This window comes from Allostella sp., from assembly GCF_041913585.1.
Taxonomy (GTDB): Bacteria; Pseudomonadota; Alphaproteobacteria; order ATCC43930; family Allostellaceae; genus Allostella.
In genome coordinates, this window is sequence record NZ_JAYSFE010000032.1 from 1 (window position 1) to 22,578 (window position 22,578).

27 protein-coding genes and 2 tRNA genes are annotated in these 22,578 nt (G+C 71.6%); 23 read left to right on the forward strand and 6 right to left on the reverse strand.

The genetic code is table 11. The annotated features are described in order from the left end of the window. Positions 1 to 2 precede the first annotated feature (2 nt). Positions 3 to 79: transfer RNA gene (locus ACE3Q3_RS08385), tRNA-Arg, on the reverse strand. A 78-nt stretch (positions 80 to 157) separates the two neighbouring features. Between ACE3Q3_RS08385 and ACE3Q3_RS08390 the strand changes: the two genes are divergently transcribed. From ACE3Q3_RS08390 to metC, 3 genes are all read left to right on the forward strand, one after another. Further along, a complete protein-coding gene (locus tag ACE3Q3_RS08390) occupies positions 158 to 988 on the forward strand; it encodes a Stf0 family sulfotransferase (protein ID WP_374444451.1) in 831 nt (276 codons plus the stop codon). A gap of 78 nt (positions 989 to 1,066) precedes the next feature. Beyond that, positions 1,067 to 3,232: a rhodanese-like domain-containing protein gene (locus tag ACE3Q3_RS08395; protein WP_374444453.1), complete on the forward strand. Its 2,166-nt coding sequence runs from the start codon at positions 1,067 to 1,069 to the stop codon at positions 3,230 to 3,232. A 60-nt stretch (positions 3,233 to 3,292) separates the two neighbouring features. Then, complete coding sequence (gene metC / locus ACE3Q3_RS08400) at positions 3,293 to 4,501, forward strand: cystathionine beta-lyase (RefSeq protein WP_374444455.1); 1,209 nt, start codon at positions 3,293 to 3,295, stop codon at positions 4,499 to 4,501. 7 nt (positions 4,502 to 4,508) lie between these two features. Here the strand turns inward: metC and ACE3Q3_RS08405 are convergent, their stop codons facing one another. From ACE3Q3_RS08405 to ACE3Q3_RS08415, 3 genes are read right to left on the reverse strand one after another with little or no spacing between them, the layout of a single operon-like run. Continuing rightward, positions 4,509 to 5,276, reverse strand: a complete 768-nt coding sequence (locus tag ACE3Q3_RS08405) for a DUF1194 domain-containing protein (protein ID WP_374444457.1) — start codon at positions 5,274 to 5,276, stop codon at positions 4,509 to 4,511. A 4-nt stretch (positions 5,277 to 5,280) separates the two neighbouring features. After that, a complete protein-coding gene (locus ACE3Q3_RS08410) occupies positions 5,281 to 6,021 on the reverse strand; it encodes a DUF1194 domain-containing protein (RefSeq protein ID WP_374444459.1) in 741 nt (246 codons plus the stop codon). A 10-nt stretch (positions 6,022 to 6,031) separates the two neighbouring features. Next, positions 6,032 to 6,898, reverse strand: coding sequence for a DMT family transporter (locus ACE3Q3_RS08415; RefSeq protein ID WP_374444461.1), 867 nt, complete (start codon positions 6,896 to 6,898; stop codon positions 6,032 to 6,034). A gap of 100 nt (positions 6,899 to 6,998) precedes the next feature. On the opposite strand from ACE3Q3_RS08415, the gene ACE3Q3_RS08420 reads away from it, so the two are divergent. From ACE3Q3_RS08420 to ACE3Q3_RS08435, 4 genes are all read left to right on the forward strand, one after another. Then, on the forward strand, positions 6,999 to 7,511 hold the full coding sequence (locus tag ACE3Q3_RS08420; RefSeq protein ID WP_374444463.1) for a peptide deformylase: 513 nt from the start codon (positions 6,999 to 7,001) through the stop codon (positions 7,509 to 7,511). Positions 7,512 to 7,730: 219 nt separating this feature from the next. Continuing rightward, positions 7,731 to 8,837: an NAD(P)/FAD-dependent oxidoreductase gene (locus ACE3Q3_RS08425; RefSeq protein WP_374444465.1), complete on the forward strand. Its 1,107-nt coding sequence runs from the start codon at positions 7,731 to 7,733 to the stop codon at positions 8,835 to 8,837. Between the two features lie 10 nt (positions 8,838 to 8,847). Continuing rightward, positions 8,848 to 9,570 carry a sulfite exporter TauE/SafE family protein gene (locus ACE3Q3_RS08430; protein WP_374444468.1) on the forward strand — a complete coding sequence of 241 codons (723 nt, stop codon included), beginning with the start codon at positions 8,848 to 8,850 and terminating at the stop codon, positions 9,568 to 9,570. Between the two features lie 7 nt (positions 9,571 to 9,577). Continuing rightward, the gene (locus ACE3Q3_RS08435) at positions 9,578 to 10,579 is read left to right on the forward strand and encodes an Ldh family oxidoreductase (RefSeq protein ID WP_374444469.1); all 1,002 of its coding nucleotides are present in this window, start codon (positions 9,578 to 9,580) and stop codon (positions 10,577 to 10,579) included. A gap of 3 nt (positions 10,580 to 10,582) precedes the next feature. Here the strand turns inward: ACE3Q3_RS08435 and ACE3Q3_RS08440 are convergent, their stop codons facing one another. Beyond that, positions 10,583 to 11,056: an outer membrane protein assembly factor BamE gene (locus tag ACE3Q3_RS08440; protein WP_374444471.1), complete on the reverse strand. Its 474-nt coding sequence runs from the start codon at positions 11,054 to 11,056 to the stop codon at positions 10,583 to 10,585. A gap of 165 nt (positions 11,057 to 11,221) precedes the next feature. Here ACE3Q3_RS08440 and ACE3Q3_RS08445 point away from each other — a divergent pair, with 165 nt between their 5' ends. The 10 genes from ACE3Q3_RS08445 to ACE3Q3_RS08490 all read left to right on the forward strand — a co-directional run bounded on the left by ACE3Q3_RS08445 (position 11,222) and on the right by ACE3Q3_RS08490 (position 17,152). Next, positions 11,222 to 11,806 carry a ubiquinol-cytochrome C chaperone family protein gene (locus ACE3Q3_RS08445; protein ID WP_374444473.1) on the forward strand — a complete coding sequence of 195 codons (585 nt, stop codon included), beginning with the start codon at positions 11,222 to 11,224 and terminating at the stop codon, positions 11,804 to 11,806. Next, a complete protein-coding gene (locus tag ACE3Q3_RS08450) occupies positions 11,803 to 12,279 on the forward strand; it encodes a DUF177 domain-containing protein (protein WP_374444476.1) in 477 nt (158 codons plus the stop codon). Before ACE3Q3_RS08445 ends, ACE3Q3_RS08450 begins: the two co-directional genes overlap by 4 nt. Positions 12,280 to 12,448: 169 nt before the next feature. Beyond that, positions 12,449 to 12,631: a 50S ribosomal protein L32 gene (gene rpmF, locus ACE3Q3_RS08455; RefSeq protein WP_374444479.1), complete on the forward strand. Its 183-nt coding sequence runs from the start codon at positions 12,449 to 12,451 to the stop codon at positions 12,629 to 12,631. A 38-nt stretch (positions 12,632 to 12,669) separates the two neighbouring features. After that, positions 12,670 to 13,722: a phosphate acyltransferase PlsX gene (gene plsX, locus ACE3Q3_RS08460; RefSeq protein ID WP_374444480.1), complete on the forward strand. Its 1,053-nt coding sequence runs from the start codon at positions 12,670 to 12,672 to the stop codon at positions 13,720 to 13,722. Further along, complete coding sequence (locus tag ACE3Q3_RS08465) at positions 13,719 to 14,699, forward strand: beta-ketoacyl-ACP synthase III (protein WP_374444483.1); 981 nt, start codon at positions 13,719 to 13,721, stop codon at positions 14,697 to 14,699. The genes plsX and ACE3Q3_RS08465 overlap by 4 nt, the downstream gene beginning before the upstream one ends. A gap of 142 nt (positions 14,700 to 14,841) precedes the next feature. Continuing rightward, positions 14,842 to 15,168 carry an integration host factor subunit alpha gene (locus ACE3Q3_RS08470; protein ID WP_374444485.1) on the forward strand — a complete coding sequence of 109 codons (327 nt, stop codon included), beginning with the start codon at positions 14,842 to 14,844 and terminating at the stop codon, positions 15,166 to 15,168. 11 nt (positions 15,169 to 15,179) lie between these two features. Further along, complete coding sequence (locus tag ACE3Q3_RS08475) at positions 15,180 to 15,692, forward strand: MerR family transcriptional regulator (RefSeq protein ID WP_374444487.1); 513 nt, start codon at positions 15,180 to 15,182, stop codon at positions 15,690 to 15,692. A 113-nt stretch (positions 15,693 to 15,805) separates the two neighbouring features. Then, positions 15,806 to 15,882, forward strand: a tRNA-Pro gene (locus tag ACE3Q3_RS08480). A gap of 21 nt (positions 15,883 to 15,903) precedes the next feature. Continuing rightward, a complete protein-coding gene (locus tag ACE3Q3_RS08485; RefSeq protein WP_374444489.1) occupies positions 15,904 to 16,575 on the forward strand; it encodes an exopolysaccharide biosynthesis protein in 672 nt (223 codons plus the stop codon). 241 nt (positions 16,576 to 16,816) lie between these two features. After that, the gene (locus ACE3Q3_RS08490; protein ID WP_374444491.1) at positions 16,817 to 17,152 is read left to right on the forward strand and encodes a hypothetical protein; all 336 of its coding nucleotides are present in this window, start codon (positions 16,817 to 16,819) and stop codon (positions 17,150 to 17,152) included. A 64-nt stretch (positions 17,153 to 17,216) separates the two neighbouring features. Here the strand turns inward: ACE3Q3_RS08490 and ACE3Q3_RS08495 are convergent, their stop codons facing one another. After that, a complete protein-coding gene (locus ACE3Q3_RS08495) occupies positions 17,217 to 17,888 on the reverse strand; it encodes an alpha/beta hydrolase (protein ID WP_374444494.1) in 672 nt (223 codons plus the stop codon). A gap of 149 nt (positions 17,889 to 18,037) precedes the next feature. On the opposite strand from ACE3Q3_RS08495, the gene cysE reads away from it, so the two are divergent. The 6 genes from cysE to ACE3Q3_RS08525 are packed head-to-tail and all read left to right on the forward strand — an operon-like array spanning position 18,038 to position 22,463. Then, positions 18,038 to 18,751: a serine O-acetyltransferase gene (gene cysE / locus ACE3Q3_RS08500; RefSeq protein WP_374444497.1), complete on the forward strand. Its 714-nt coding sequence runs from the start codon at positions 18,038 to 18,040 to the stop codon at positions 18,749 to 18,751. Continuing rightward, entirely contained in the window at positions 18,748 to 19,212 is a 465-nt protein-coding gene (locus ACE3Q3_RS08505) for an Rrf2 family transcriptional regulator (protein WP_374444500.1), read from the forward strand. Before cysE ends, ACE3Q3_RS08505 begins: the two co-directional genes overlap by 4 nt. A 13-nt stretch (positions 19,213 to 19,225) precedes the next feature. Beyond that, positions 19,226 to 20,329 carry a cysteine desulfurase family protein gene (locus ACE3Q3_RS08510; protein ID WP_374444503.1) on the forward strand — a complete coding sequence of 368 codons (1,104 nt, stop codon included), beginning with the start codon at positions 19,226 to 19,228 and terminating at the stop codon, positions 20,327 to 20,329. A 30-nt stretch (positions 20,330 to 20,359) separates the two neighbouring features. After that, on the forward strand, positions 20,360 to 21,604 hold the full coding sequence (locus ACE3Q3_RS08515) for an IscS subfamily cysteine desulfurase (RefSeq protein WP_374444505.1): 1,245 nt from the start codon (positions 20,360 to 20,362) through the stop codon (positions 21,602 to 21,604). Positions 21,605 to 21,664: 60 nt separating this feature from the next. After that, positions 21,665 to 22,066, forward strand: a complete 402-nt coding sequence (iscU, locus tag ACE3Q3_RS08520; RefSeq protein ID WP_374444507.1) for a Fe-S cluster assembly scaffold IscU — start codon at positions 21,665 to 21,667, stop codon at positions 22,064 to 22,066. A gap of 58 nt (positions 22,067 to 22,124) precedes the next feature. Then, complete coding sequence (locus ACE3Q3_RS08525) at positions 22,125 to 22,463, forward strand: HesB/IscA family protein (RefSeq protein WP_374444509.1); 339 nt, start codon at positions 22,125 to 22,127, stop codon at positions 22,461 to 22,463. The last annotated feature ends 115 nt before the right edge of the window (positions 22,464 to 22,578 follow it).

Consider the following 22,578-nt stretch of genomic DNA (forward strand, 5'->3'; position numbering starts at 1 on the left):
AGTGGTGTCCCCGGCGGGATTCGAACCCACGGCCCCAGGATTAGGAATCCTGTGCTCTATCCTGCTGAGCTACGGGGACAGGCCGAGCGTGCTTATAGCAAGCGCGGGGCGGCGATCGGAAGATGGCACGGGCGCGCGGGGCGGATAGGATCGGGCGATGGCCGATCCCGCGCAGCCGCCCGACAGCCCGCCGCCCGAAGCGGCGATGCCGTTTCTCGGGCCGGAGTTCGACCTGCCGCCCGCGACCGGCGCACTGCGCAGCTATGTCATCGCCTCGACGCCACGCAGCGGCTCGATGCTGCTCTGCGACCTGCTGCACGCCACGGGCCGCCTCGGCGTGCCCACCGAATATTTCAACCAGCACGACATGATCGTGCCGATGGCGCGGCGCCTCGGCCTCGCGCTCCCGGTCGGGATGGGCGCGTACCTGCGCGCCCTCGTCGCCCGGCGCAGCACCGGCAACGGCGTCTTCGGCGCCAAGATGCACTTCCATCAGGCCTGGGCGGCCATCGACCAGCCGGCGTTCCGCCGCTATCTCGCCGTCAGCCGCTTCGTCTGGCTGCGGCGCCGCGACGTGACGGCGCAGGCGATCTCGCTGGCGATCGCCACCCGCACCAACGCCTGGTTCCGGCTGCGCGGGCAAGCGGAGGGCGCCGAGGCGGGGGATGCGGGCGACGAGGTCGACGACGCGGTCGATATCGGCGCACTGTTCGATGCTACCGGCCGCATTCGGGCGGAGAACGACTTCTGGCGAGGATTCTTTCAGGTCAATGGCATACGGCCGGTCGAAATCGTCTACGAGGACCTCCTGGCCGCCCCCGGGGCGGCGGTCGCCGCCGTCGCGCGGCTGGTCGGCGTCGATCCGGGACCGTTGCCCGGCCTCGAGCAGTCGCGCTTCGTCGCCCAGGCCGCGGGGCGCTCGGCGCGCTGGCGGCAGGGGCTCGCCACCATGCTCCGGGTGGTCGAGAACGGCGCCCCGCGGGGGTGAAGCGGCGCCGGAACTGCGCTAGTGTCGGCCCGGGCCGGCGTCGCCGGCCAACGATCCAGAAATCCGGGAGGGACCGGCATGTCGGTACATAGCGAGCGGGCCGCGGCAGTGGCCGCGACCGTTGCGCGGGTGCGCGCGATCGAGGCGACCGAGGGGACGGGGCCAGGGGCCCGCTCGGCGATCGCGGCCGAGGTCATGGCGCTCGCCGCGAAGACCGACCTGTTTCCCCCGGCCCATTTCCCCGTCGCCGGCGGCAAGGGCACCATCTACCGCCTCTCCGAGGACGCCGACCATCGCTTCGCCCTCTATGCCTCGGCCGGCGTGCCGGGCAAGGCGCAGCCGCCGCACGACCACACCACCTGGGCCGTCATCAGCGGCGTCTACGGCGAGGAGCGGAACGTCTTCTGGAAGCGCACCGACGACGGCGCCGCATCGGGCCGCGCGACCATCGAGGAGACCGGCGGCAAGACCGTGCGCCGCGGCAACGCCGTCTCCTTCGGCCCGGACGAGATCCATTCGATCCATGTCGAGGGCAAGGTGCCGTCGCTGCACCTGCACATGTACGGCATGAGCCTGGAGCGTCTGCCGGCCCGCCTCGCCTTCGAGCCGGCGTCCGGCACCTGTGCCGTCTTCCCGCCCCCTGCCATCGTCAAGGCGCCGCTGGTCGAGGCGGCGGAGCTGAAGGCGATGCTGTCCGACGGCGAGGAACTGGCGCTGGTCGACGTGCGCGAGGAGGGGCCGTTCAGCGACGGCCATCTCCTCTTCGCGATCTCGGTGCCGCTCAGCCGGCTCGAGCCGCGCTTCGCCGGCGTCGTGCCGCGGCGCACCGCCCGCATCGTCCTGGTCGACGCCGACGAGACGCTGGCCCACCGCGCGGCGGCGAAGCTGCAGCAGGCCGGCTACACCTCGGTCTCGGTGCTGGCGGGCGGGCAGGCGTCGTGGAAGGCGGCCGGCTACGAGATCTTCTCGGGCGTCAACGTGCCGAGCAAGGCCTTCGGCGAGATCGTCGAGCATGCCTGTGAGACGCCGCGGATGGAGGCGGCGGAGGTGAAGCGGCTGATGGATGCCGGCACCGACATGGTGGTCCTCGACAGCCGCCCCTGGGCCGAATACCACAACATCAGCATCCCGACCGGCATCGACTGCCCGGGCGCGGAACTCGTCTACCGCGTCAACGACATCGTCCGCTCGCCGGACACGCTGGTCGTCGTCAACTGCGCCGGGCGCACCCGCAGCATCATCGGCGCCCAGTCGCTCATCAATGCCGGCCTGCCCAACCGGGTGGTGGCGCTGAAGAACGGCACCATGGGCTGGCATCTGGCGGGCCTCCAGGTCGACCGCGGCGCCTCGGGCAAGGCGCCCGAACCGAGCGCGGAGGGCATCGCCAGGGCGCGGGACATGGCGGCCGCGGTCGGGCGCCGGGTCGGCGTCCGGTTCGTCGCCGAGGCCGACCTCGCCCGATGGCGGGCCGAGCCGGGGCGGACGACCTTCCTTCTCGACGTCCGCACGCCCGAGGAGTTCGAGGCCGGCCACCGCGCCGACTCGCGCCATGCGCCCGGCGGCCAGCTCGTCCAGGCGACCGACACCTATGTCGGCATCCGCGGCGCCCGCATCGTCCTCGTCGACAATGACGGGGTGCGGGCGACCATGACCGCCTCCTGGCTGGTGCAGATGGGCTGGGAGGCGGTGGTGCTGGCCGACGGGCTGAAGGACCGGCCGCTCGTCGCCGGGCCGGCGCCGGTCGAGATTCTGGGCGGCATGCCGGACGTCCGCGAGCTGGCCCCGCAGGAGGTCCAGGCGCTGCTGGCGGCGGGCCGCGCCGTCGTCGTCGACATCGACACCAGCCTGCGCTACCGCGGCGGCCACGTCCCCGGCGCTTGGTTCGCCGTGCGCTCGCAGTTCGCCGGGTCGCTGCCGAAGCTGCCCGGCTCGGAACTGGTCGTCGTCACCTCCTCCGACGGCATGTTCGCGAAGCTCGCCGCGCCGGAGGCGGCCGCCATCCTCGGCCGGCCGGCGGCGGTGCTGGCCGGCGGCACCCGCGGCTGGAAGGCGGCCGGGCTGCCGCTCGCCAAGGGCTTCGAGCACATGGCGGACGCGCCCGACGACGTCTGGTACCGTCCCTACGACCGCGACACGGGCATCGAGGAAGCGATGCACCAGTACCTCACCTGGGAGGTCGACCTCGTCGGCCAGATCGAGCGTGACGGCGACGCGCGCTTCCGGGTGGTTCCGCCCGCCGCCTGACTTCCGCCACCCAGGACCCGCAACGCCCCAGACCCCACCAGCGAGACCGAAGATCCGATCATGGACAAGGAACACCAGTCCCTCATGCGCAAGGATACGCTGCTGACCCATCTCGGCAGCCACCCGCGCGACAATCACGGCGCGGTCAATCCGCCCGTCTACCACGCCTCGACCATCACCTTCCCGACCGTGGCCGCCCGCGACGCCGCCCGTGCCAAGAAGTTCGAGGGCGTGACCTATGGCCGTTCCGGCACGCCCACCATGTTCGCGCTGGAGGAGGCGCTGGCCGGGGTCGAGGGCGGCTACCGGGCCATGCTCGTCTCGTCGGGGCTGGCGGCGATCACCGTGGCACTCCTCGCCTTCGTCAAGGCGGGCGACCACGTCCTGGTCGCCGACACGGTCTACGGCCCGTGCCGCAATCTCTGCGAGAAGGTGCTGAAGCGCTTCGGCGTCGAGGTGACCTACTACGATCCGCTGATCGGCGGCGGCATCGCCGCCCTGATCCAGCCCAACACCCGGGTCGTCTATTGCGAGAGCCCGGGCTCGCTCACCTTCGAGATCCAGGACATCCCGGCGATCGCGGCAGCGGCCCATGCCCGCGGCGTCAAGGTGCTGCACGACAACACCTGGGGCACGCCCTATTTCTTCCCGTCCTTCGAGCGCGGCGTCGACGTCTCGATCCACGCCGCGACCAAGTACATCGTCGGCCATTCCGACGCGATGCTGGGGGCCATCGTCACCAACCAGGAATGCTTCCTGCCGGTCCGCCAGTCGATGGCCGACCTCGGCTACTGCGCCGGGCCCGACGACGTCTATTTCGGCCTGCGCGGCCTGCGGACCATGGCGGTGCGCCTGAAGCAGCACCAGGAGAATGCGCTCAGCGTCGCGACCTGGCTCCGCGACCGGCCGGAGGTGGCCGAGGTGCTCTATCCGGCGCTCCCGGGCGCCCCCGGACACGAGCTGTGGAAGCGCGACTTCCTCGGCGCCTGCGGCCTCTTCTCGATCGTCCTCCACCCCGCGGCCAAGCCCGGCGTCGACGCGATGCTGGACGGGATGCGGCTCTTCGCCATGGGGGCGAGCTGGGGCGGCTTCGAGAGCCTGATCCTGCCCTCGCATCCGGAGGACCTGCGGACGGCAACGAAATGGCAGGGCGCCGGCCCGGTGCTGCGCCTCCATATCGGCCTGGAGGACCCGGCCGACCTGATCGCCGACCTCGCCGACGGGTTCCAGCGCATGGCGGCGACCAACCGCGCGGCGGCGGCGGAGTAGGGGGCGGCTACCGCCCGTCCCATTCGGCGACCACGGGGTAGGGCCCGCCGGCCGAGACATACTCGGCGGGCGGGCCGCCGGCGCCGGCGATCTCGCGCAGGAGCTTCTGCAGGATGGCGCGCGGGAAGGCAGCGGGCTCGGTGGCGACGATGAGGAAGCTGTTCGGCCCGCCGACCACGTGGTCGCGGTAGTATTCGTCGAGCGGCGGCTCCGGCGGCCAGGTCCAGGCCGGCTTCGGCCGGACGATGGCGAGGCCGTTGACGGTGACGCCGGCCGCCGCCGCGAGGTCGCGGGCCGCGGCCGGAGCCGGGCCGTTGTTGTTGACGCCGTCGCCCGAGACGTCGATCACCTTGCGCTGGCCGGCATAGGCGTTGGCCTCGATCATGGCGACGCCGGCGCCGATGGCGGCACCGATGGCGGTCCAGCTCTGCGACACGCGCGGCTGCGCGGCGAGGCGGGCGGCGAAACCGTCGGCCGCCTCCTGGCCGTCGAGCAGCGACCACCCGACCACCACCCGCTGATAGTCCTCGGCCGACCATTCGACGTAGGTGACGGCGATCTGGCCGGTGCGGCCGGAGCGGATCGCGGCGACGACGCGCGGGTCGCGGAAGGCGCGGACATAGCCCTCGCGCTGCAGCCGGCCGTCGTCCTCGTCGATGGAATGCGAAACGTCGACCGCCAGCACCAGTTCGAGGTCGACCGCGATGCCGTCGGCCCGGGCCGGCAGGGCAAGCAGCGCCGAGAGCAGCCAGACCGCCGGTCCCGCGCCGCGCATGGCGTCAGCCGCCGCCGCCCGAAGGGATGTCCGGACGCTCCTCGACCGGCCGCGCTGCGATCTCCTTCAGCAGCTTGTTCAGCACCGCCTCGCCGAACGCCTCGAAATCCTCGGCCACCACCAGGAACGAGCCCGGGCCGCCGACCACGTTCTCGCGGTACCAGTCGTCGAGTTCGCGATCGGGCGGCCGGCCGAAATTGGTCCGGTCGTTCATGATGGCGAGGCCGTTGATGGTGATGCCGCGGGCGACGGCGTCGTCGCGGGCGGCGGCGGCCGGCCGGCCGGAATTGTTGCGGCCGTCGCCGGAGACGTCGATCACCTGGCGGGTGCCGTCGAAGACCTGCCCAAAGAGCGGCACCGAGAAGTCGATCGCGCCCGAGACCGAGGTCCAGCCCCAGGAGAGGCGCGGGGCGGCGGCCAGCCGGTCGGCGAAGTCGGCGGCGCTGGCGGCGTCCTTGACGAGGGTCCAGCCGATGACGAGGCGCTGGAAGTCGGCGGCCGCCCACTCGACATAGGCGACCCCGATGCGGCCGAGCGGGCCGTTGGCGATGGCGCGGATCACCCGCGGGTTGCGGAAGGCGTCGACATAGCCCTGGCGCTGGAGCTGGGCCTCGACCTCGTCGACCGACCGCGACACGTCGACCGCCAGCACCAGTTCGACGTCGACCGGTTCGAGCCCCGGCGCCGGCGCCGCGGCGGCGCCGAGGAGGAACACCGCCAGACTCGCGCGCGACAGCAGGCCCATGGCGGAAAAACTAGCGCGTCCCCAGCCGCGCGTCCCGTTTCGTTTTCGCCTCGCGCCAGGCGATGTAGAGGGTGGCGGCGAAGATGACGGTGCCGCCGATCCAGGTCCACAGGTCCGGCACCTCGGCGAAGACGAGGAAGCCCAGGGCCGTCGCCCAGATCAGCTTCAGGAAGTCGAAGGGCAGCACGACCGTCGCGTCGGCCTCGCGGAACGACTGGTTGAGGGCGACCTGCCCGAGCGCGCCGAGGCCGCCGACGGCGACCAGCATCAGGAACTGCCCGGGATCGGGCCAGACCCAGAACGGGATCGCGCAGGCAAGCGCCAGCGGCGACATCACGAGGCCCATGTAGAGGGCGATGGTGACGCTCGAATCGGTGCGCGACTGGACCTTGATGATGAGCAGCGCCATCGCCCACAGGGCCGAGGCCACCACCGCCAGGATCGGGCCCGTGCCGACCTCGGCGAAGCCCGGGCGGAGGATGAGCAGCGCGCCGAGGAACCCGGTGCCGAGTGCCAGCCAGCGCCGCAGCCGCACCCGCTCGCCGAGGAAGAGGATCGCGCCCAGGGTGGCGAACAGGGGCGCGGTGAAGGAGAGCGCCGTCACCTCGGCCAGCGGCGTGATCGACAGGGCGACGAAGGTGCACAGCATCGAGACGGTGTTGATCGCGCCGCGGAAGACATGGACCAGCGGCCGGGCCGAGCGCCAGGCCGCGGGCCCGATCCGGAGGATCCAGGGCATCAGCCACAGCAGGCCGAGGAAGGTGCGGAAGAACCCGACGACGAACGGGTGCATCTCGCCGGTCAGGTGGCGGATGCCGGTCTGCATCGTCATGAAGGCGGCGGTCGCCACCAGCATGCAGAGGATGCCGCGGAGCACGGACGGCGCGCGTCCGCCGCCCCGGGATGGGGTAGTGTCGGGAGGGTCGGCCATGGCGGGCCGCCCGACCCTACCATTGCGCTGCCGGAGCTGTCGCCCGATGACCGAACTCGCCATCCGCCGCTACCCCGACCCGGCGCTCGCGACGGTGTGCCGGCCGGTCGAGCGGTTCGACGACGGGCTCCGCGAACTGGCCGACCGGCTGCTCGCGGCGATGCGGGCGGCCCCCGGCATCGGCATCACCGCCGCCCATGTCGGCCTGCCGCTGCGCCTCGTCGTGATCGAACTCGACGGTGTCGTCCGCTTCTATGCCGACCCCGTCGTCGAATGGGCCTCGGAGGAGCGGGCGAGCCATGTCGAGGGCAGCGTCTCGATGCCGGGTGTCAGCGACCTGGTGGAACGCCCGGCCCGGGTCCGGGTGCGCTTCCGGCATCTCGACGGCCGCGAGGACCGGGAGGAGGCGACGGGCCTGCTCGCCGTCTGCCTGCAACACGAGATCGACCAGCTCGACGGCATCTTCTGGCTGCAGCGCCTGACGCGGCTGCGGCGCGACCGGACGGTCCGCCGGTACGAGAAGCTTCAGCGCGCGCAGTCTGTCAGGAACGGGCCATAAGCATCTGATCTAAAATGGTAAAATTCATACCTACTATGAGACCCGTTATTCACAGTGTAGTTCATATATATCTCCCAATAGATTGTTTTGAAATATGATTCTGCATGTGTGAGTCGGGTACCGGCGGTCTGGCGGAGCGGTCGGCTGGGCAAGCGCGTGCGGGCGGGCTAGAGTGCGGCTCCGTTCCCCTGTGGCTGTCCCGAGACCCCGTCATCCCCCATGGAATCCCTCGACTGCGTCGTGATCGGCGCCGGGGTCGTCGGCCTTGCCGTCGCCCGCGCGCTCGCGGAGGCCGGCCGTGAGGTCGTCGTGCTGGAAAAGGCCGAGGCGATCGGCACCGAGACCAGTTCGCGCAACAGCGAGGTCATCCATGCCGGCATCTACTATCCGACCGGCAGCCTGAAGGCCGAGCTCTGCGTCGCGGGCAAGCACCGGCTCTACGCCTATTGCCGCGAGCGCGGGGTGCCGTTCCTCGACTGCGGCAAGCTGATCGTGGCGACCGATCCCGAGCAGGTGCCGAAGCTGATGGCGATCCGCCAGAAGGCGGCCGAGAACGGCGTCCCCGACCTCGTGCCGCTGACCCCGGCCGAGGTCGCGCGCATGGAGCCCGCCGTGCGCTGCGAGGCCGCGCTCTTCTCGCCGTCCACCGGCGTCATCGACAGCCACGCCTTCATGCTGGCCCTCCAGGGCGATGCGGAGGCGGCCGGCACGATGATCGCGTTCCATACCCCGGTCCTGCGCGGCCGCGTCGAGCCGGACGGCATCGTGCTCGAGACCGGGGGCGAGGAGCCGATGACCGTGCGCTGCCGCGCCGTCGTCAACTCGGCCGGCCTCCATGCGCCGGGCATGGCGGCGGCCATCGCCGGGGTGCCGCGGCAGGCCGTGCCGCCACAGCTCTACGCCAAGGGCAACTATTTCTCGCTGCTCGGGCGCCAGCCGTTCGGCCGCCTGATCTACCCGCTGCCCGACCGCCACGGGCTCGGCGTCCACGTCACCATCGACCTCGGCCGCCAGGCGCGCTTCGGGCCCGACGTCGAGTGGATCGACGAGATCGACTACGACGTCGACCCGCGCCGCTGCGAGGGGTTCTACGCGGCCGTGCGCAGCTACTGGCCCGACCTGCCGGACGGCGCGCTCGCCCCGGCCTACAGCGGCATCCGGCCGAAGATTTCCGGTCCCGACCAGCCGGCTGCCGACTACCGCATCGACGGCCCGGAGGTGCACGGCGTCCCCGGCCTCGTCAACCTCTTCGGGATCGAGTCACCGGGGCTGACCGCGGCGCTCGCGATCGCCGAGCGGGTGCGGGCGCTGCTGCCGCCGCCATGAGGCGCCGCCGATGAGCCTGGTCATCGGCCTGTTCCTGACGGGAGCCGGCCTCGCGGGGTTCGTCTCCGGGCTCGTCGGCTTCGCCTTCGCGCTGGTGGCGGCGCCGCTCTGGCTGCGCGTGCTCGATCCGCTCGAGGTCGTCGCCCTCGTCGTCTGCTTCGGCGTCCTGACCCAGGGCTACGCGCTCTGGAACATGCGGCGCGAGATCGATCTCGTGCCGTCCGTCCCGTTCATCCTGGGCGGCATCGTCGGCGTGCCGCTCGGCGTCTGGATCGTGCGCCAGATCGACCCGCACCTCTTCCAGGTCGCGGTCGGTGTCTTCATGATCGCCTACACGGGGTTCCTGCTGCTCCGGCCCGACGTCGGACGGATCACCCGCGGCGGCCGGCCGGCGGACTGCGCCATCGGCTTCGTCAGCGGCGTGCTCGGCGGCATGACGGGCTTCAGCGGGCCGATCGTGACGCTCTGGTGTGCGCTCCGGCCGTGGAACAAGTACGAGCAGCGGCAGGCCTACCAGCCCTACCTGCTGGTCATGCACCTGACGACGATCGTCTCGCTCGCCATGGCCGGATCGGTGTCGTGGCGCACGGGCGAACTCTTCCTGATCGGCACGCCCCTGGTGGTCGCCGGCCTGTGGGCGGGCTTCCGGCTCTATCGCCGCATCGACGACGAGGCCTATCGCCGGGTGGTGCTGTGGCTGCTCCTGGCCTCCGGTTTCTCCCTGCTGTGGTGAGGTGACGATGACGACCCTGTCCCTGGAGGCGCTGGAGGAACTGGCGCGGACGGTCTTGGTGCGGGCCGGAACCGAGGCGGGGAATGCCGCGGCCGTCGCCGCGGCGCTGGTCGCGGCCGATGCCGACGGCATCGCCTCGCACGGGGTCGCGCGCCTGCCCGCCTATGCCGACCAGGTGCGCTCGGGCAAGGTCGACGGCCATGCGCGGCCGGCATTGCGGCAGACGGCGGCGGCGACGCTGGTCGTCGACGCCGCCGACGGGTTCGCCTTCCCGGCCGTCCGCCTCGGCCTCGAGCGGGCGGCCGAGCTGGCGCCCGAGACCGGCATCGTCGCGGTCGGCGTCCATCGCTCGCACCATTTCGGCGTCGCCGGACACCATGTGGAACGCCTCGCCGCACGGGGCCTCGTCGGGCTCGCCTTCACCAACTCGCCCGCGGCGCTGGCGCCATGGGGCGGGCGGCGGCCGATCTACGGCACCAACCCGATCGCCTTCGCCTGCCCGCGGGCGGCGGCGCCGGCGCTCGTCGTCGACCTTTCCCTCTCCAAGGTCGCGCGCGGCCGGATCATGGTGGCGGCGCAGAAGAAGGAGCCGATCCCCGAGGGCTGGGCCGTCGACCGCGAGGGACGCCCGACCACGGATGCCGACGCGGCGCTCGCCGGGACGATGCTGCCGATGGGGGACGCCAAGGGCGCGGCGCTGGCCCTGATGGTCGAATTGCTGGCGGCCGGGCTGACCGGCGGCAACTACGCCTCGGAGGCGGGGTCCTTCTTCACCGCCGACGGCCCGAAGCCCCGCATCGGACATCTCTTCCTGGCGATCCATCCGCCGGCGCTGGCCGGCGAGGGCTTCCTCGACCGTGTCGCGGTGCTGCTCGACGCCGCCCTCGGACAGGAGGGGGTGCGGCTGCCGGGCGATCGCCGGCTCGCCGCCCGCGCCCGCGCCGCGGCCGAAGGGGTGGCGGTGCCGGACGCGCTGGTCGCGGACCTGCGCCGGCGCGCCGGCGGCTGATCCTCAGATCTCGCCGCGGTTGCCGGCGTCGCTGCGCCGGCCCGTGTTGAACTTGCCGATGTTGCCGATGAGCTGCTCGACGAAGGACAGCTCCTTGCCGACCGACGGCGTCTGGCGGGCGACATGCTCGACCGGCTGGCTGTCCTTGAGGTCGAACTGGCGGACGCCGGCGACCACGCCCGAGGCGTCGAAGTCGATGGCGATCGCCTCCTGCTCCTCGGTCCTCGGCGCGAAGAAGGCGACCTGGGACGTGCGCCGGCTGACGTAGAACCAGCTCCGGTCGTTGAAGGTCGAGAGCGTCGACGGCGTGCCGAGGATGCGCTGCACCTCGTCCTTGGTCGTCGCGCCCGGGCGGATCTCGGCCAGCTTCTCCTGGGCGACCTGGTGGCCGTGCTGCAGGACGATCGGCGAACAGGCGCCGAGCATCAGCCCGGCGATCAGGGCGGTGGTTCGGATGGCTCGGTTACGAACGCTCATGTCGCGGCCTCTGGGCGGGGGCGGGGAGCGGCGGCATGTCCGATTGACGCCGGCCGTGTCCCGTCACCATGCTTTGCCGATCGACGAAACTGCCGCCGGTACGCCGTCCCTGTCAATCTCGGGGAGCCGGCCCGCGGCGCCGAGGAAGGCCGGGACGAGGACAGGATGGGGCTGGCGCAGTGGTTCACCCGCAGGGGGACGTCGCCGCAGACCGCAGCGGCGCACCTCTACGCCGCCGCGGTCGAGCAGGCGCGGCGGGTCGAGTTCTACCGCAATTGCGCCGTGCCCGACTCGCTCGACGGCCGCTTCGAGATGGTCGCCCTGCACACCTTCCTCGTCCTGCACCGGCTGGCCGACGAGCCGCCGGAGGCCCGCGATCTCGCCCAGGCCCTCTTCGATCGCTTCTTCGCCGACATGGACCGCAGCCTGCGCGAGATGGGGGTCGGCGACATGGGGATCGGGCGGCGCATCCAGCAGATGGCCCAGGGCTTCTATGGCCGGATGGCGGCCTATCGCGAGGCGATCGCCGGCGACGATGCCGGCCTGGCGGATGCGCTGCGGCGCAATGTCTACGGGACGTTGCGGGACGCGGAGGTTCCGGTCGAGCGGATGACGGCCTATGTCCGCCAGGCCGTGGCCGCGCTGGCCGCACAGCCGGCGGCCGACCTCGCCGCCGGCCGCGTCGTCTTTCCCCCGGCGCCCGGAATGCCCCCGGTGCCCGGCGTCGCCGCCGAGGAGGCAACGGCATGACCGGAATCCGGCCCGAATTCTCCCGACCCGTCGCCGTCGACCGGATCGATCGCCGCGGCCTGATCCGCGAGATCGAGGCGGACGCGGCCGAGCGGGCGGCGCTCGCCCGCCGCTTCGACCTGATCTCGATCGAGTCGTTCCGGGCGACCGTGCGCGTTCGCGCCGTCGAGGGCGGGGCCGCCTTCCGTCTCGACGGGCATGTCGACGCCGAGGTGACGCAGCGCTGCGTCGTGACCCTCGGCCCCGTGCCCGAGACCGTCTCCTCCGACTTCGTGCTGCTCTTCCGGCGCGAGGAGCCGGGTGCCGAGGTGGAGGTCGATTTCGAGGACGAGATCGTCGAGCCGCTCGAGGGCGACGAGATCGATATCGGCGAGGCCGCGGCCCAGGAACTGGCGGTCGCGCTCGATCCCTATCCGCGCGCGCCGGGCGCCAGCCTGGAATCCCTTGACGGGGGCGGTGGCGAGGCGGCATGAAGCTGCCGAACCGGAGAGACACTCGCCCGTCCGCGCCGCCAGATCCGCTGGGCCAGATCCGCTGGAAATGGCCGGGTCTCGCGCGGGCTGATTGCACGCCCGGATCGGATCGGATACAACGCCCGGCCTTTCGCGCCGCCTACTAGCTTGCCCTCAGGAAACCAGAACCATGGCCGTTCCGAAGAAGAAGACTTCCAAGTCCCGGCGCAACATGCGCCGCTCGCACCACGCGCTGACGCCGTCGGCTCATGTCGAGTGCCCGAACTGCGGCGAACTGAAGCGCCCGCACCACGTCTGCGGCTCGTGCGGCCACTACGACGGCCGCGAAGTGGTGGCTGCGACCGGCGCCTGATCCAGGTCGATCCGGGCCAGGTCGATCCGGGGCGGGCGTTGGGCGACCGACTGACCATCGCTCTCGACGCGATGGGTGGCGACGACGCCCCCGGCATCGTGATCGACGGCGCGAACCTCGCGCTCACGCGCTTCCCGCAGGTCGACTTCCTGCTCTTCGGGCCCGAAGAGCAGCTGGAGCCGCTCGTCCGGCGGGCGCCCAAACTGCAGGGCCGGGCCCGCATCGTCCACACCGACGTCGTCGTTTCCGGCGACGCCAAGCCGTCGCTGGCGCTCCGCAACGGCCGGCAGTCGAGCATGCGGCTGGCGATCAATGCCGTCCATGACGGGCAGGCGGCCGGCGTCGTCTCGGCCGGCAATACCGGCGCCCTGATGGCGATGGCCAAGCTGGTGCTGCGGACGCTGCCCGGCATCGACCGCCCGGCCATCTGTTCGTTCTTCCCGACCCTGCGCGGCGAGAGCGTCATGCTCGACCTCGGCGCGAACATCGAGTGCGATGCCGACAACCTGTTCCAGTTCGCCGTGATGGGCGAGGTCTTCTCGCGCACCGTGCTGGGCCTCGCGCGGCCGACGGTGGGCCTGCTCAATGTCGGCGCCGAGGACCAGAAGGGCCACGAGGCGCTGCGGATCGCCGGCCAGCGGCTGCGCGACGCCGGCCTGCCGATCGCCTTCCACGGCTTCATCGAGGGCAACGACATCGCGACCGGCACCGTCGACGTGATCGTCACCGACGGCTTCACCGGCAACGTCGCGCTGAAGACGGCCGAAGGCACCGTCAAGCTCTTCACCCAGTCGCTGCGCGCCGCCTTCCTGAGCTCGCCGCTCGCCAGCGTCGGCTATTTCTTCGCCCGGCCGGCGCTCCGCAAGCTGCGCCGGCGGCTCGACCCGCGGCGCTACAACGGCGCGGTCTTCCTCGGGCTGAACGGCATCGCCGTCAAGAGCCACGGCGGCGCCGACGCGCTCGGCTTCGCCAACGCCATCGGCGTCGCCGTCGACATGGCCCTGCACGGCTTCCTCGACACCGTGCGCGAAGAGTTCGAGCACCTGCAGCCGACCCTCGGCCTCCACCCGCCGGCGGCGGTCGCGCCGTGACCATCCTCCGGTCCGTCGTCGCGGGGGTCGGCTCCGCCCTGCCGCGCGAGCGCGTCAGCAACGACGCCCTGGTGGCGCGCGGCGTCGACACGTCGGACGAGTGGATCCGGCAGCGCACCGGCATCGGCGGCCGATACGTCGCCGCCCCCGACGAGACGACGGTGACGCTGGCGACGGCGGCCGCCCGGCAGGCGCTGGAGCGGGCCGGCATCGGCGCCGACGCGGTCGACGTCGTCGTGCTCGGCACCACCACGCCCGACGACACGTTCCCGGCCGCCGCGACCCAGGTCCAGGCGGCGCTCGGCATGCGGCGGGGCTTCGCCTTCGACGTCCAGGCGGTGTGCTCGGGCTTCGTCTACGCGCTGGCCATGGCCGACAATTTCCTCCGGCTCGGCCAGGCGAAGACGGCGCTGGTGATCGGCGCGGAGACCTTCACGCGCCTCCTCGACTGGGAGGACCGGACGACCTGCGTGCTCTTCGGCGACGGCGCCGGCGCGCTGGTGCTGCGGGCCGAGCCCGGCACCGGGACCGCCGCCGACCGCGGCGTGCTGACGACGCACCTGCATTCCGACGGCCGCCACCGCGACGCGCTCTATGTCGACGGCGGGCCGTCGACCACCGGCACCGTCGGCCATGTCCGGATGAAGGGACAGGAGGTGTTTCGCCATGCCGTCAACCGCCTGGCGGAGGTGGTCGACGAAGCCCTGGCGGCGGCGGGCGTCAGCGCCGCCGAGATCGACTGGCTGGTGCCGCACCAGGCCAACCGCCGGATCATCGACGCCATGGGCCGCAAGCTCGGCCTGCCGCCGGAAAAGGTGGTGGTGACGGTCGAGCGGCACGCCAACACCTCGGCCGCATCGATTCCGCTGGCGCTGGCCGAGGCGGCGGCCGACGGCCGCATCCGGCCGGGACATCTGGTGCTGATCGAGGCGATGGGCGGCGGCTTCACCTGGGGTTCCAGCCTCATCCGCTGGTGAGCCGGGCCCGGCCCGAAGCCGCAGCCGCGCCGCAGCCAACGGCGACAAACGCTTGCAAATCATGGTGATGGCGGGATTGACGCCCGTCCTGGCCTCTGCTTAGTCTCTGCCCCTTGGACCGCGCAGCGCAGCCGGGGGGCGAATGGCCGGGCGGACGATCACGCGAGCACATCTGAGCGAGGCCGTGTACCAGGAGGTCGGCCTGTCGCGGAACGAATCCGCCGCCCTGGTCGAGCGCGTGCTGGAGGAGGTCGTCGGCGCCTTGACGCGCGGCGAGATGGTGAAGATCTCCTCGTTCGGCAGTTTCTCGGTCCGCCAGAAGGGACAGCGCGTCGGCCGCAACCCGAAGACCGGCGACGAGGTGCCGATCCTGCCGCGCCGGGTGCTGGTGTTCCGGGCGTCGCACGTTCTCAAGAACCGCATCAACGGGATCGTCGAACCCGTTGATTCAAAAGATGAAGATTGCTGAGGATAGCGTCGATGGCCGTGTCTTCCGGGGATGAAGAGGTTGCCGTCCGACGGTCGAAGTCGGCATCGGCCTTCCGCACCATCAGCGAGGTGGCGGAGGAACTCGACATCCCCCAGCACGTCCTGCGGTTCTGGGAAACCAAGTTCGGCCAGATCCGGCCGCTGAAGCGCGGCGGCGGCCGCCGCTACTACCGGCCGGAGGACGTGCTGCTGCTGCAGCGGATCCGGCGCCTGCTCTACGACGAGGGCTATACGATCAAGGGCGTGCAGCGCCTGCTGCGCGACAGCGGCCGCACCGTGAAGGGCGCTGCCGTCCCGGCGCCGGCCGCCGTCGCGGCGGAGCCGGAAGCGCCCGCCGAGGCGGCGGAGGCGGCCGACGAACTGCTGGACGAGGCCAATGCCGAGATCGCGGCACTCCGCGCTGCGCTCGAAGAGGCGCTGAACGAACTGGTGGTGCTGCGTGCCATTCTGAAGACGGCGGAGAAGCGGGGCTTCACCCGCGACGAGCCGCCGGCCGAGGCCTGAGCCGACGCCCGCCGATCGCGCGATCGGGCCAACGCGGGGTTTGCATCCGCCGGCCGGATCAGTATAGTCCCGCTCCCTCCCGGGGGCGGCCAGGATGCCGCCGTCGGTCCGGTCGGAGCGTAGCGCAGCCTGGTAGCGCATCAGTCTGGGGGACTGGGGGTCGTCGGTTCAAATCCGGCCGCTCCGACCAAATACCCCGATCTCTCGGCAGGTGCTGGTGTCCGCCGCTGCGGCCGACGTGCGGCGTTCGCACGCGCCGGCCGCCGGGCATCGCAGCAGAGCCGACCCGATGACGCCGCGGACTCCGACCTCGACCCTGCTCGCCGAACTCCTGCGGGATGGTGATGCGGAGCGGTTGACCGCGGCCGGCCTCGTGGCGCGCCTCGGCGATCGGTCGTTCGGCCTGACCCTGATGGTGCTCGGCCTCTTCGCCATGCTGCCGGGCGTTTCGGCGCTGGCCGGCGTCGCGATCGTGATCCTGGCTGCCCAGATGATGTTCGGCCGCACCGTCCCGCTGCTGCCCCGCCGGCTCGGCGCCCGGGTGCTCGGTCGGGAGCGCCTCGCCCGTCTGATCCGATGGTTCGGTCCGGTTCTGCGGCTCGTCGAGCGCGTCGCCCGGCCGCGTTGGACAACACCCGTCCAGGCCACCAGACGAGTCGTCGGCGCCCTGGTCGTGGTGCTGGGCGGGCTGCTGTTTGCGCCAATCCCGTTCTCCAACATTCCGCCGGCCGCGGTCATCGTGTTGATTGCGCTGGCCTATGTAGAGGAGGACGGCGTGTTGCTGTCCGCTGCCCTGGCGGCGGGACTGGTGCTGCTGGCTGCGGCGGCCGGCACCGTGTGGGAGACGCTCGGCCAGTTGGGCTGGGTCGAAGGAATCCTCTGACCGGGACCCACCCGCGCCGTCGGCAACGCGCCCGCCGTCCCCCTGCCGTGACAGCCTGACGCGACGGCCCGATCCGCCGAGGACCAGCGCACCCGCGCCGCGCAACGGAAGATGGCCCTGGCAGATCGCGGAGCCCGCCGCGGACGGGCCCTCGCTCCGGGCGTCGTCATCGCTTGCGTCGGCGGCCGGGGAACGCTTGGATGGCCCCCGCGCGAACAGGCGGGAGCGGGACGTGCGGCGATTGGCTTTCAGTGCGGGATTGCTCGGCACGATGCTGGCGGCGGCGCCCGCGTCGGCCTATCAGGTCTGCCTGTTCTCGACGGCGATATCGACCCACTACTTCGTCTGGGTCGGGCCGCTGGTCCTGACCATGACCGACGCCTACCACCGGCCCTGCCGCGAAGTCCGGGGCGGCGGCGCGATCCAGGCGGGTCTCTATCCCGAAAGTCCGAGGGACTGCGGCTATCAGGTGCCGGCCGACAACACGACCTCGCTGGAGGTCGTCATCAGCCGCACGGACCCGGGCATTCCGGGCTTCCAGCCGATCATCACCTGCACCGTCACGCCGCGCTCCTGACGTCCGGCCGCTGCCGCCCGGCCCGGGCGCGGCGGCGCCGCCGGGCGGGCGTGGGGCGGCCGCCTCAGCGGGTGCCCGCGGCCGCCCGCGCCGGGGCCGACGCGATCGCCTCGTCGACGTAGCGGTCGACCAGTTCGACCAGCTGGTCGACCTTGTCCTTGTAGAAATGGTCGGCACCCTTGATCGACTTCAGCGTGACGGTGATGTCGCGCTGGCTGTTGAGCTTGTTCGCCAGCTTCAGCACCGCCTCCTCGGGCACCAGCGTGTCCTGGTCGCCATGGACGATGAGGCCCGACGACGGGCAGGGGGCGAGGAACGAGAAGTCGAACATGTTGGCCGGCGGCGACACCGAAACGAAGCCCGCGATCTCGGGCCGGCGCATCAGCAGCTGCATGCCGATCCAGGCGCCGAACGAGAAGCCGATCACCCAGCAGGACGGCGCGTTCGGATTGTAGGTCTGCAGCCAGTCGAGGGCGGCGGCGGCATCCGAGAGCTCGCCCTCGCCGCGGTCGTAGGTGCCCTGCGAGCGGCCGACGCCGCGGAAGTTGAAGCGCAGCGACGAGAAGCCGCGGCGGACGAAAGCCTGATAGAGGTTGTAGACTATTTTGTTGTTCATCGTGCCACCGTGCTGCGGGTGCGGGTGCAGCAGCAGCGCGACCGGCGAGTTCGGGGTGCGCGCGTGGGAATAGCGGCCTTCCAGGCGGCCTTCCGGGCCGTTGATGATGACTTCCGGCATCGCACTCCTCGAACTATGGCGCGGCTCGGCGCCCGGCAGGGGGCGGGCTCGCGCTAAACTTGACTGGATTAGTCGGATTACCTATATCCTCGGCACCGGCGCCCGCGCCTGACGCGCATCGGAAAGCCACGGCTAACATAGTGGGATCGATGGTCTTTACCAACCTTCGCGATGATATCGCCGCCGTGATGGCCCGCGACCCCGCAGCGAAGTCCCGGCTCGAGGTGCTGCTGTGCTACCCCGGCATCCATGCGCGCATCTTCCATCGCTGGGCGAACGCGCTGTGGCGCCGCCGCTGGTGGACGCTGGCGCGCTTCGTCTCCCATGTCGGGCGGGTGACGACGGGGATCGAGATCCACCCGGGCGCCACCCTCGGCCGCCGGCTCTTCATCGACCACGGCATGGGCGTCGTCATCGGCGAGACCGCCGAGGTGGGGGACGACGTCACCCTCTACCAGGGGGTCACGCTCGGCGGCACCTCGCTGGAGAAGGGCAAGCGCCACCCGACGCTGGGCAACGGCGTCATCGTCGGCGCCGGCGCCAAGGTGCTGGGCCCCCTGATGATCGGCGAGGGCGCCCGCATCGGTTCGAACGCCGTCGTCCTCAACGACGTCCCGGCCTGCACCTCGGTCGTCGGCATCCCGGCCAAGGCCGTGAAGAGCAGGAACCCGCCCGCCCCCGACAGTTTCGCGGCCTATGCCAACACGCCCGGCGAGGTCGCGGATCCGGTCGCCCGGGCGCTCTCCGACCTGCGGGAGGAGGTGTCCCGCCTGCGCTCCCGCGTCGCCGAACTCGAGTGTGCCAGCGACGATCATCGCCGCGCCGCCGAGGCGGCCCTGCGCATGGAAAGGGTCGAGCCGTGAAGCTCAGCACGAAAGGCCGCTATGCGGTCATGGCGATGGTCGACCTCGCGAGCCACAGCGCCGGCCGGCCGGTGGCGCTGGCCGACATCGCCGACCGGCAGGAGATTTCGCTCTCCTACCTCGAGCAGCTCTTCGCCAAGCTGCGCCGCGGCGGGCTGGTGCGCAGCGTCCGCGGACCGGGCGGCGGCTACCTGCTGTCGCGCGAGATGGGCGAGACCCGCATCTCCGACATCATCCTCGCCGTCGACGAGCCGATCCGGGCGACGCGCTGTTCGCCCGGGGTGTCGCGCGGCTGCCATTCCGACAAGAGCCGCTGCCTGACCCACGACCTGTGGGAGGAACTCGGCAACCAGATCCACCTCTACCTCAGCGCGGTCAGCCTGGCCGACGTCTGCGAGCGCCGCATCCTCGGCACCAGCGGCGTCGTCCACCACCGCGCCGTCGCCGCGGCGGCGGAATAGCGGGCGCGATCCGATGATCGCCTATCTCGACCACAACGCCACCTCGCCGCTGCGCCCCGAGGCGCGGGCGGCGATGCTGGCCGCCATGGACGAGACCGGCAACCCGTCCTCGCCGCATGGCCCTGGCCGGGCCGCGCGGGCGACGGTCGAGCGGGCGCGGCGCGCCGTCGCGGCGGCTTTCGACATGCCGTCGGACGCGATCGTCTTCACCTCCGGCGGCACCGAGGCGAACCATCTGGCGCTGCGCGGCCTGGGGGCCGCGGCGACGCTGGTCTCGGCCGTCGAGCACGATTCCGTCCTGGCGGCGGCGCCGGCCGCCGAACGCATTCCGGTCGACGGCGACGGCGTCGTCGACCTCGCCTGGCTGGAGCGTCGGCTCGCCGAGGGCGGCGTCGGCCTCGTCTCCGTCATGCTGGCGAACAACGAGACGGGCGTGATCGAGCCGCTGGCCGAGGTCGTGCGCCTCGCCCATGCCGCGGGCGCCCTGGTCCATACCGACGCCACCCAGGCGGCGGGCCGGCTTCCGGTCTCCTTCGCCGACCTCGACGTCGAGATGATGACCGTCTCCGCCCACAAGTTGGGCGGGCCGCCGGGCGTCGGCGCGCTGCTGATCCAGGAGGGGTTGCCGCTGCGGCCGCTCCTGCGCGGCGGCCGGCAGGAGAACGGGCTGCGGGCCGGGACCGAGAACGTGCCGGCGATCGCCGGCTTCGCCGCCGCCGCGGCGGCGGCGGCCGACGGGGACGACGGCCGCATCGCGGCGCTGCGCGACCGGCTGGAGGCCGGGCTGCGGGCGGCCGTGCCGACCGTGCGCATCTTCGCCGCCGGGGCCGATCGGCTGCCGAACACCGTCTCGGCCGCGATGCCGGGCGTGTCGGCCGAGACCCAGGTGATGGCGCTCGACCTCGCCGGGGTGGCGGTCTCCGCCGGATCGGCGTGCTCGTCGGGCAAGGTCCGGGCGTCGCACGTCCTGGACGCCATGGGAGTGGAGGCGGCGGTCGCCCGGGCGGCGATCCGCATCAGCCTCGGTTGGAACAGCACGGCCGACGACGTCGACCGCTGCGTCGCTGCCTGGGCCGCGCTCGCCGCGCGCGCGGGCGGCCGGGCGCGGGCGGCCTAGCGGCCGAAACGGATTTCGAGGAGCGAGCACATGCCTGAAGGCGGCACCGTCGAGCGCAACGACACCGGCTATCCGATCTACCTCGACTACCAGGCCACGACACCGACCGATCCGCGCGTGGTCGAGATCATGCTGCCCTACTTCACGGAGCGGTTCGGCAACCCACACTCGCGCAACCACCGCTACGGCTGGGAGGCCGAGGACGCGGTGGAGCGGGCGCGCGCCCAGGTGGCGTCGATCATCGGCGCCGACCCCAAGGAGGTGATCTTCACCTCCGGGGCCACCGAATCGAACAACCTCGCGATCAAGGGCCTCGCCTATTTCCATCGCGACAAGAAGCGCCACGTCGTCACCGTGGTGACCGAGCACAAGTGCGTGCTCGACAGCTGCCGGCACCTCGAGGAGGAGGGCTTCCGGGTCACCTACCTGCCGGTGCGGCAGAACGGCCTGATCGACCTCGACCAGCTCCGCGACGCGATCGAGGACGACACGGTGCTGGTCTCGGTGATGGCGGTGAACAACGAGATCGGGGTGATCCAGCCGATCGCCGAGATCGGCCGCATCTGCCGCGAGCGCGGGGTCCATTTCCATACCGACTGCGCCCAGGCGGTGGGCAAGATCCCGCTCGACGTCAACGCGATGCAGATCGACCTGCTCAGCATCTCGGGCCACAAGATCTACGGGCCCAAGGGGATCGGCGCGCTCTACGTCCGGCGGCGGCCGCGGGTGCGGCTGCAGCCGCTGATCACCGGCGGCGGCCAGGAGCGCGGCCTGCGCTCGGGCACGCTGCCGACGCCGCTCTGCGTCGGGCTCGGCGAGGCCTGCGCCATCGCCGAGCGCGAGATGGGCGAGGAGGCGGCCCGGCTGGAGCGGCTGCGCAAGCGCTTCTACGACCGGATCACCCAGCAGCTGCCGGAGGTCTACCTGAACGGCGACGCCGAGCAGCGCATCCCCGGCAACCTCAACCTCAGCTTCGCCTATGTCGAGGGCGAGGGCCTGATGATGGGGATCAAGGGCCTGTCGGTCTCGTCGGGCTCGGCCTGCACCTCGGCCTCGCTGGAGCCGTCCTACGTCCTGCGGGCGCTCGGCGTCGAGGAGGAGATGGCGCACACCTCGCTGCGCATCGGGCTCGGCCGCTATACGACCGAGGCCGAGGTCGATGCGGCGGTCGAGCAGATCGTCGCCAACGTCACCAAGCTGCGCGAGATGAGCCCGCTCTGGGAGATGGCCCAGGAGGGAATCGACCTGCGCTCGATCGAGTGGGCGGCCCACTGAGCGGTTGCTTTGGCGCCGCCGAGGCGCCACATCCAGTACGAGGATTCGAGGAGTAGCGACATGGCCTACAGCGACAAGGTGGTCGACCACTACGAGAACCCGCGGAACGTCGGCACGCTCGACAAGACCGCGGCCGACGTCGGCACCGGGCTCGTCGGCGCGCCCGCCTGCGGCGACGTCATGAAGCTGCAGATCAAGGTCGGTCCCGGCGGCCGCATCGAGGACGCCAAGTTCAAGACCTTCGGCTGCGGCTCGGCGATCGCGTCGAGTTCGCTCGCGACCGAGTGGGTCAAGGGCAAGACGCTCGACGAGGCGGCCGCCATCCGCAACACCGAGATCGCCCAGCACCTGTCCCTGCCGCCGGTCAAGATCCACTGTTCGGTCCTGGCCGAGGATGCTATCAAGGCCGCCGTCGCGGACTATCGCGCCAAGCAGCCGAAGGCGAGCGAGGCGGCGGAGTAGGGCGGGCCCCGAGGCGCGGCCACCCGGCAACCACGACTTCCATCTGGAGCGAAGCGATATGGCGCGACCGCAGGCCATGCAGATCACGGACGCCGCCGCCGAGCGCGTGAAGGCGCTGCTCGCCAAGCGCGGCAAGCCGTCGGCCGGCATCCGCATCGGCGTCCGTACCAAGGGCTGTTCCGGCCTGTCCTACACGCTGGAATATGCCGACGAGGCGAACAAGTTCGACGAGGTGGTCGAGGACAAGGGCGTGCGCATCCTGATCGACCCCAAGGCGAGCATGTTCATCATCGGCACCGAGATGGACTTCGTGGACGGCAAGCTCGAATCCGGCTTCGTCTTCAAGAATCCGAACGAGAAGGGGCGCTGCGGCTGCGGCGAGTCCTTCCACGTCTGACCGTCTCCGCCCGCCCGTCCGCGCCTCGACCGGGCGCCGCTTCCCGTTTCCCCCAGCGACGGAGTGATCGGCGAGGCCGCCCGGGAGCCCCGGGCGGCCTTCGCACATCGACCGG

Bases quoted from the DNA above. Each gene is read 5' to 3' on its own strand.
- ACE3Q3_RS08390 (WP_374444451.1), top strand. From the start codon at position 158: ATGGCCGATCCCGCGCAGCCGCCCGACAGCCCGCCGCCCGAAGCGGCG.
- ACE3Q3_RS08395 (WP_374444453.1), top strand. From the start codon at position 1,067: ATGTCGGTACATAGCGAGCGGGCCGCGGCAGTGGCCGCGACCGTTGCG.
- metC (WP_374444455.1), top strand. From the start codon at position 3,293: ATGGACAAGGAACACCAGTCCCTCATGCGCAAGGATACGCTGCTGACC.
- ACE3Q3_RS08405 (WP_374444457.1), bottom strand. From the start codon at position 5,276: ATGCGCGGCGCGGGACCGGCGGTCTGGCTGCTCTCGGCGCTGCTTGCC.
- ACE3Q3_RS08410 (WP_374444459.1), bottom strand. From the start codon at position 6,021: ATGGGCCTGCTGTCGCGCGCGAGTCTGGCGGTGTTCCTCCTCGGCGCC.
- ACE3Q3_RS08420 (WP_374444463.1), top strand. From the start codon at position 6,999: ATGACCGAACTCGCCATCCGCCGCTACCCCGACCCGGCGCTCGCGACG.
- ACE3Q3_RS08425 (WP_374444465.1), top strand. From the start codon at position 7,731: ATGGAATCCCTCGACTGCGTCGTGATCGGCGCCGGGGTCGTCGGCCTT.
- ACE3Q3_RS08430 (WP_374444468.1), top strand. From the start codon at position 8,848: ATGAGCCTGGTCATCGGCCTGTTCCTGACGGGAGCCGGCCTCGCGGGG.
- ACE3Q3_RS08435 (WP_374444469.1), top strand. From the start codon at position 9,578: ATGACGACCCTGTCCCTGGAGGCGCTGGAGGAACTGGCGCGGACGGTC.
- ACE3Q3_RS08440 (WP_374444471.1), bottom strand. From the start codon at position 11,056: ATGAGCGTTCGTAACCGAGCCATCCGAACCACCGCCCTGATCGCCGGG.
- ACE3Q3_RS08445 (WP_374444473.1), top strand. From the start codon at position 11,222: ATGGGGCTGGCGCAGTGGTTCACCCGCAGGGGGACGTCGCCGCAGACC.
- ACE3Q3_RS08450 (WP_374444476.1), top strand. From the start codon at position 11,803: ATGACCGGAATCCGGCCCGAATTCTCCCGACCCGTCGCCGTCGACCGG.
- rpmF (WP_374444479.1), top strand. From the start codon at position 12,449: ATGGCCGTTCCGAAGAAGAAGACTTCCAAGTCCCGGCGCAACATGCGC.
- ACE3Q3_RS08470 (WP_374444485.1), top strand. From the start codon at position 14,842: ATGGCCGGGCGGACGATCACGCGAGCACATCTGAGCGAGGCCGTGTAC.
- ACE3Q3_RS08475 (WP_374444487.1), top strand. From the start codon at position 15,180: ATGGCCGTGTCTTCCGGGGATGAAGAGGTTGCCGTCCGACGGTCGAAG.
- ACE3Q3_RS08495 (WP_374444494.1), bottom strand. From the start codon at position 17,888: ATGCCGGAAGTCATCATCAACGGCCCGGAAGGCCGCCTGGAAGGCCGC.
- cysE (WP_374444497.1), top strand. From the start codon at position 18,038: ATGGTCTTTACCAACCTTCGCGATGATATCGCCGCCGTGATGGCCCGC.
- ACE3Q3_RS08510 (WP_374444503.1), top strand. From the start codon at position 19,226: ATGATCGCCTATCTCGACCACAACGCCACCTCGCCGCTGCGCCCCGAG.
- ACE3Q3_RS08515 (WP_374444505.1), top strand. From the start codon at position 20,360: ATGCCTGAAGGCGGCACCGTCGAGCGCAACGACACCGGCTATCCGATC.
- iscU (WP_374444507.1), top strand. From the start codon at position 21,665: ATGGCCTACAGCGACAAGGTGGTCGACCACTACGAGAACCCGCGGAAC.
- ACE3Q3_RS08525 (WP_374444509.1), top strand. From the start codon at position 22,125: ATGGCGCGACCGCAGGCCATGCAGATCACGGACGCCGCCGCCGAGCGC.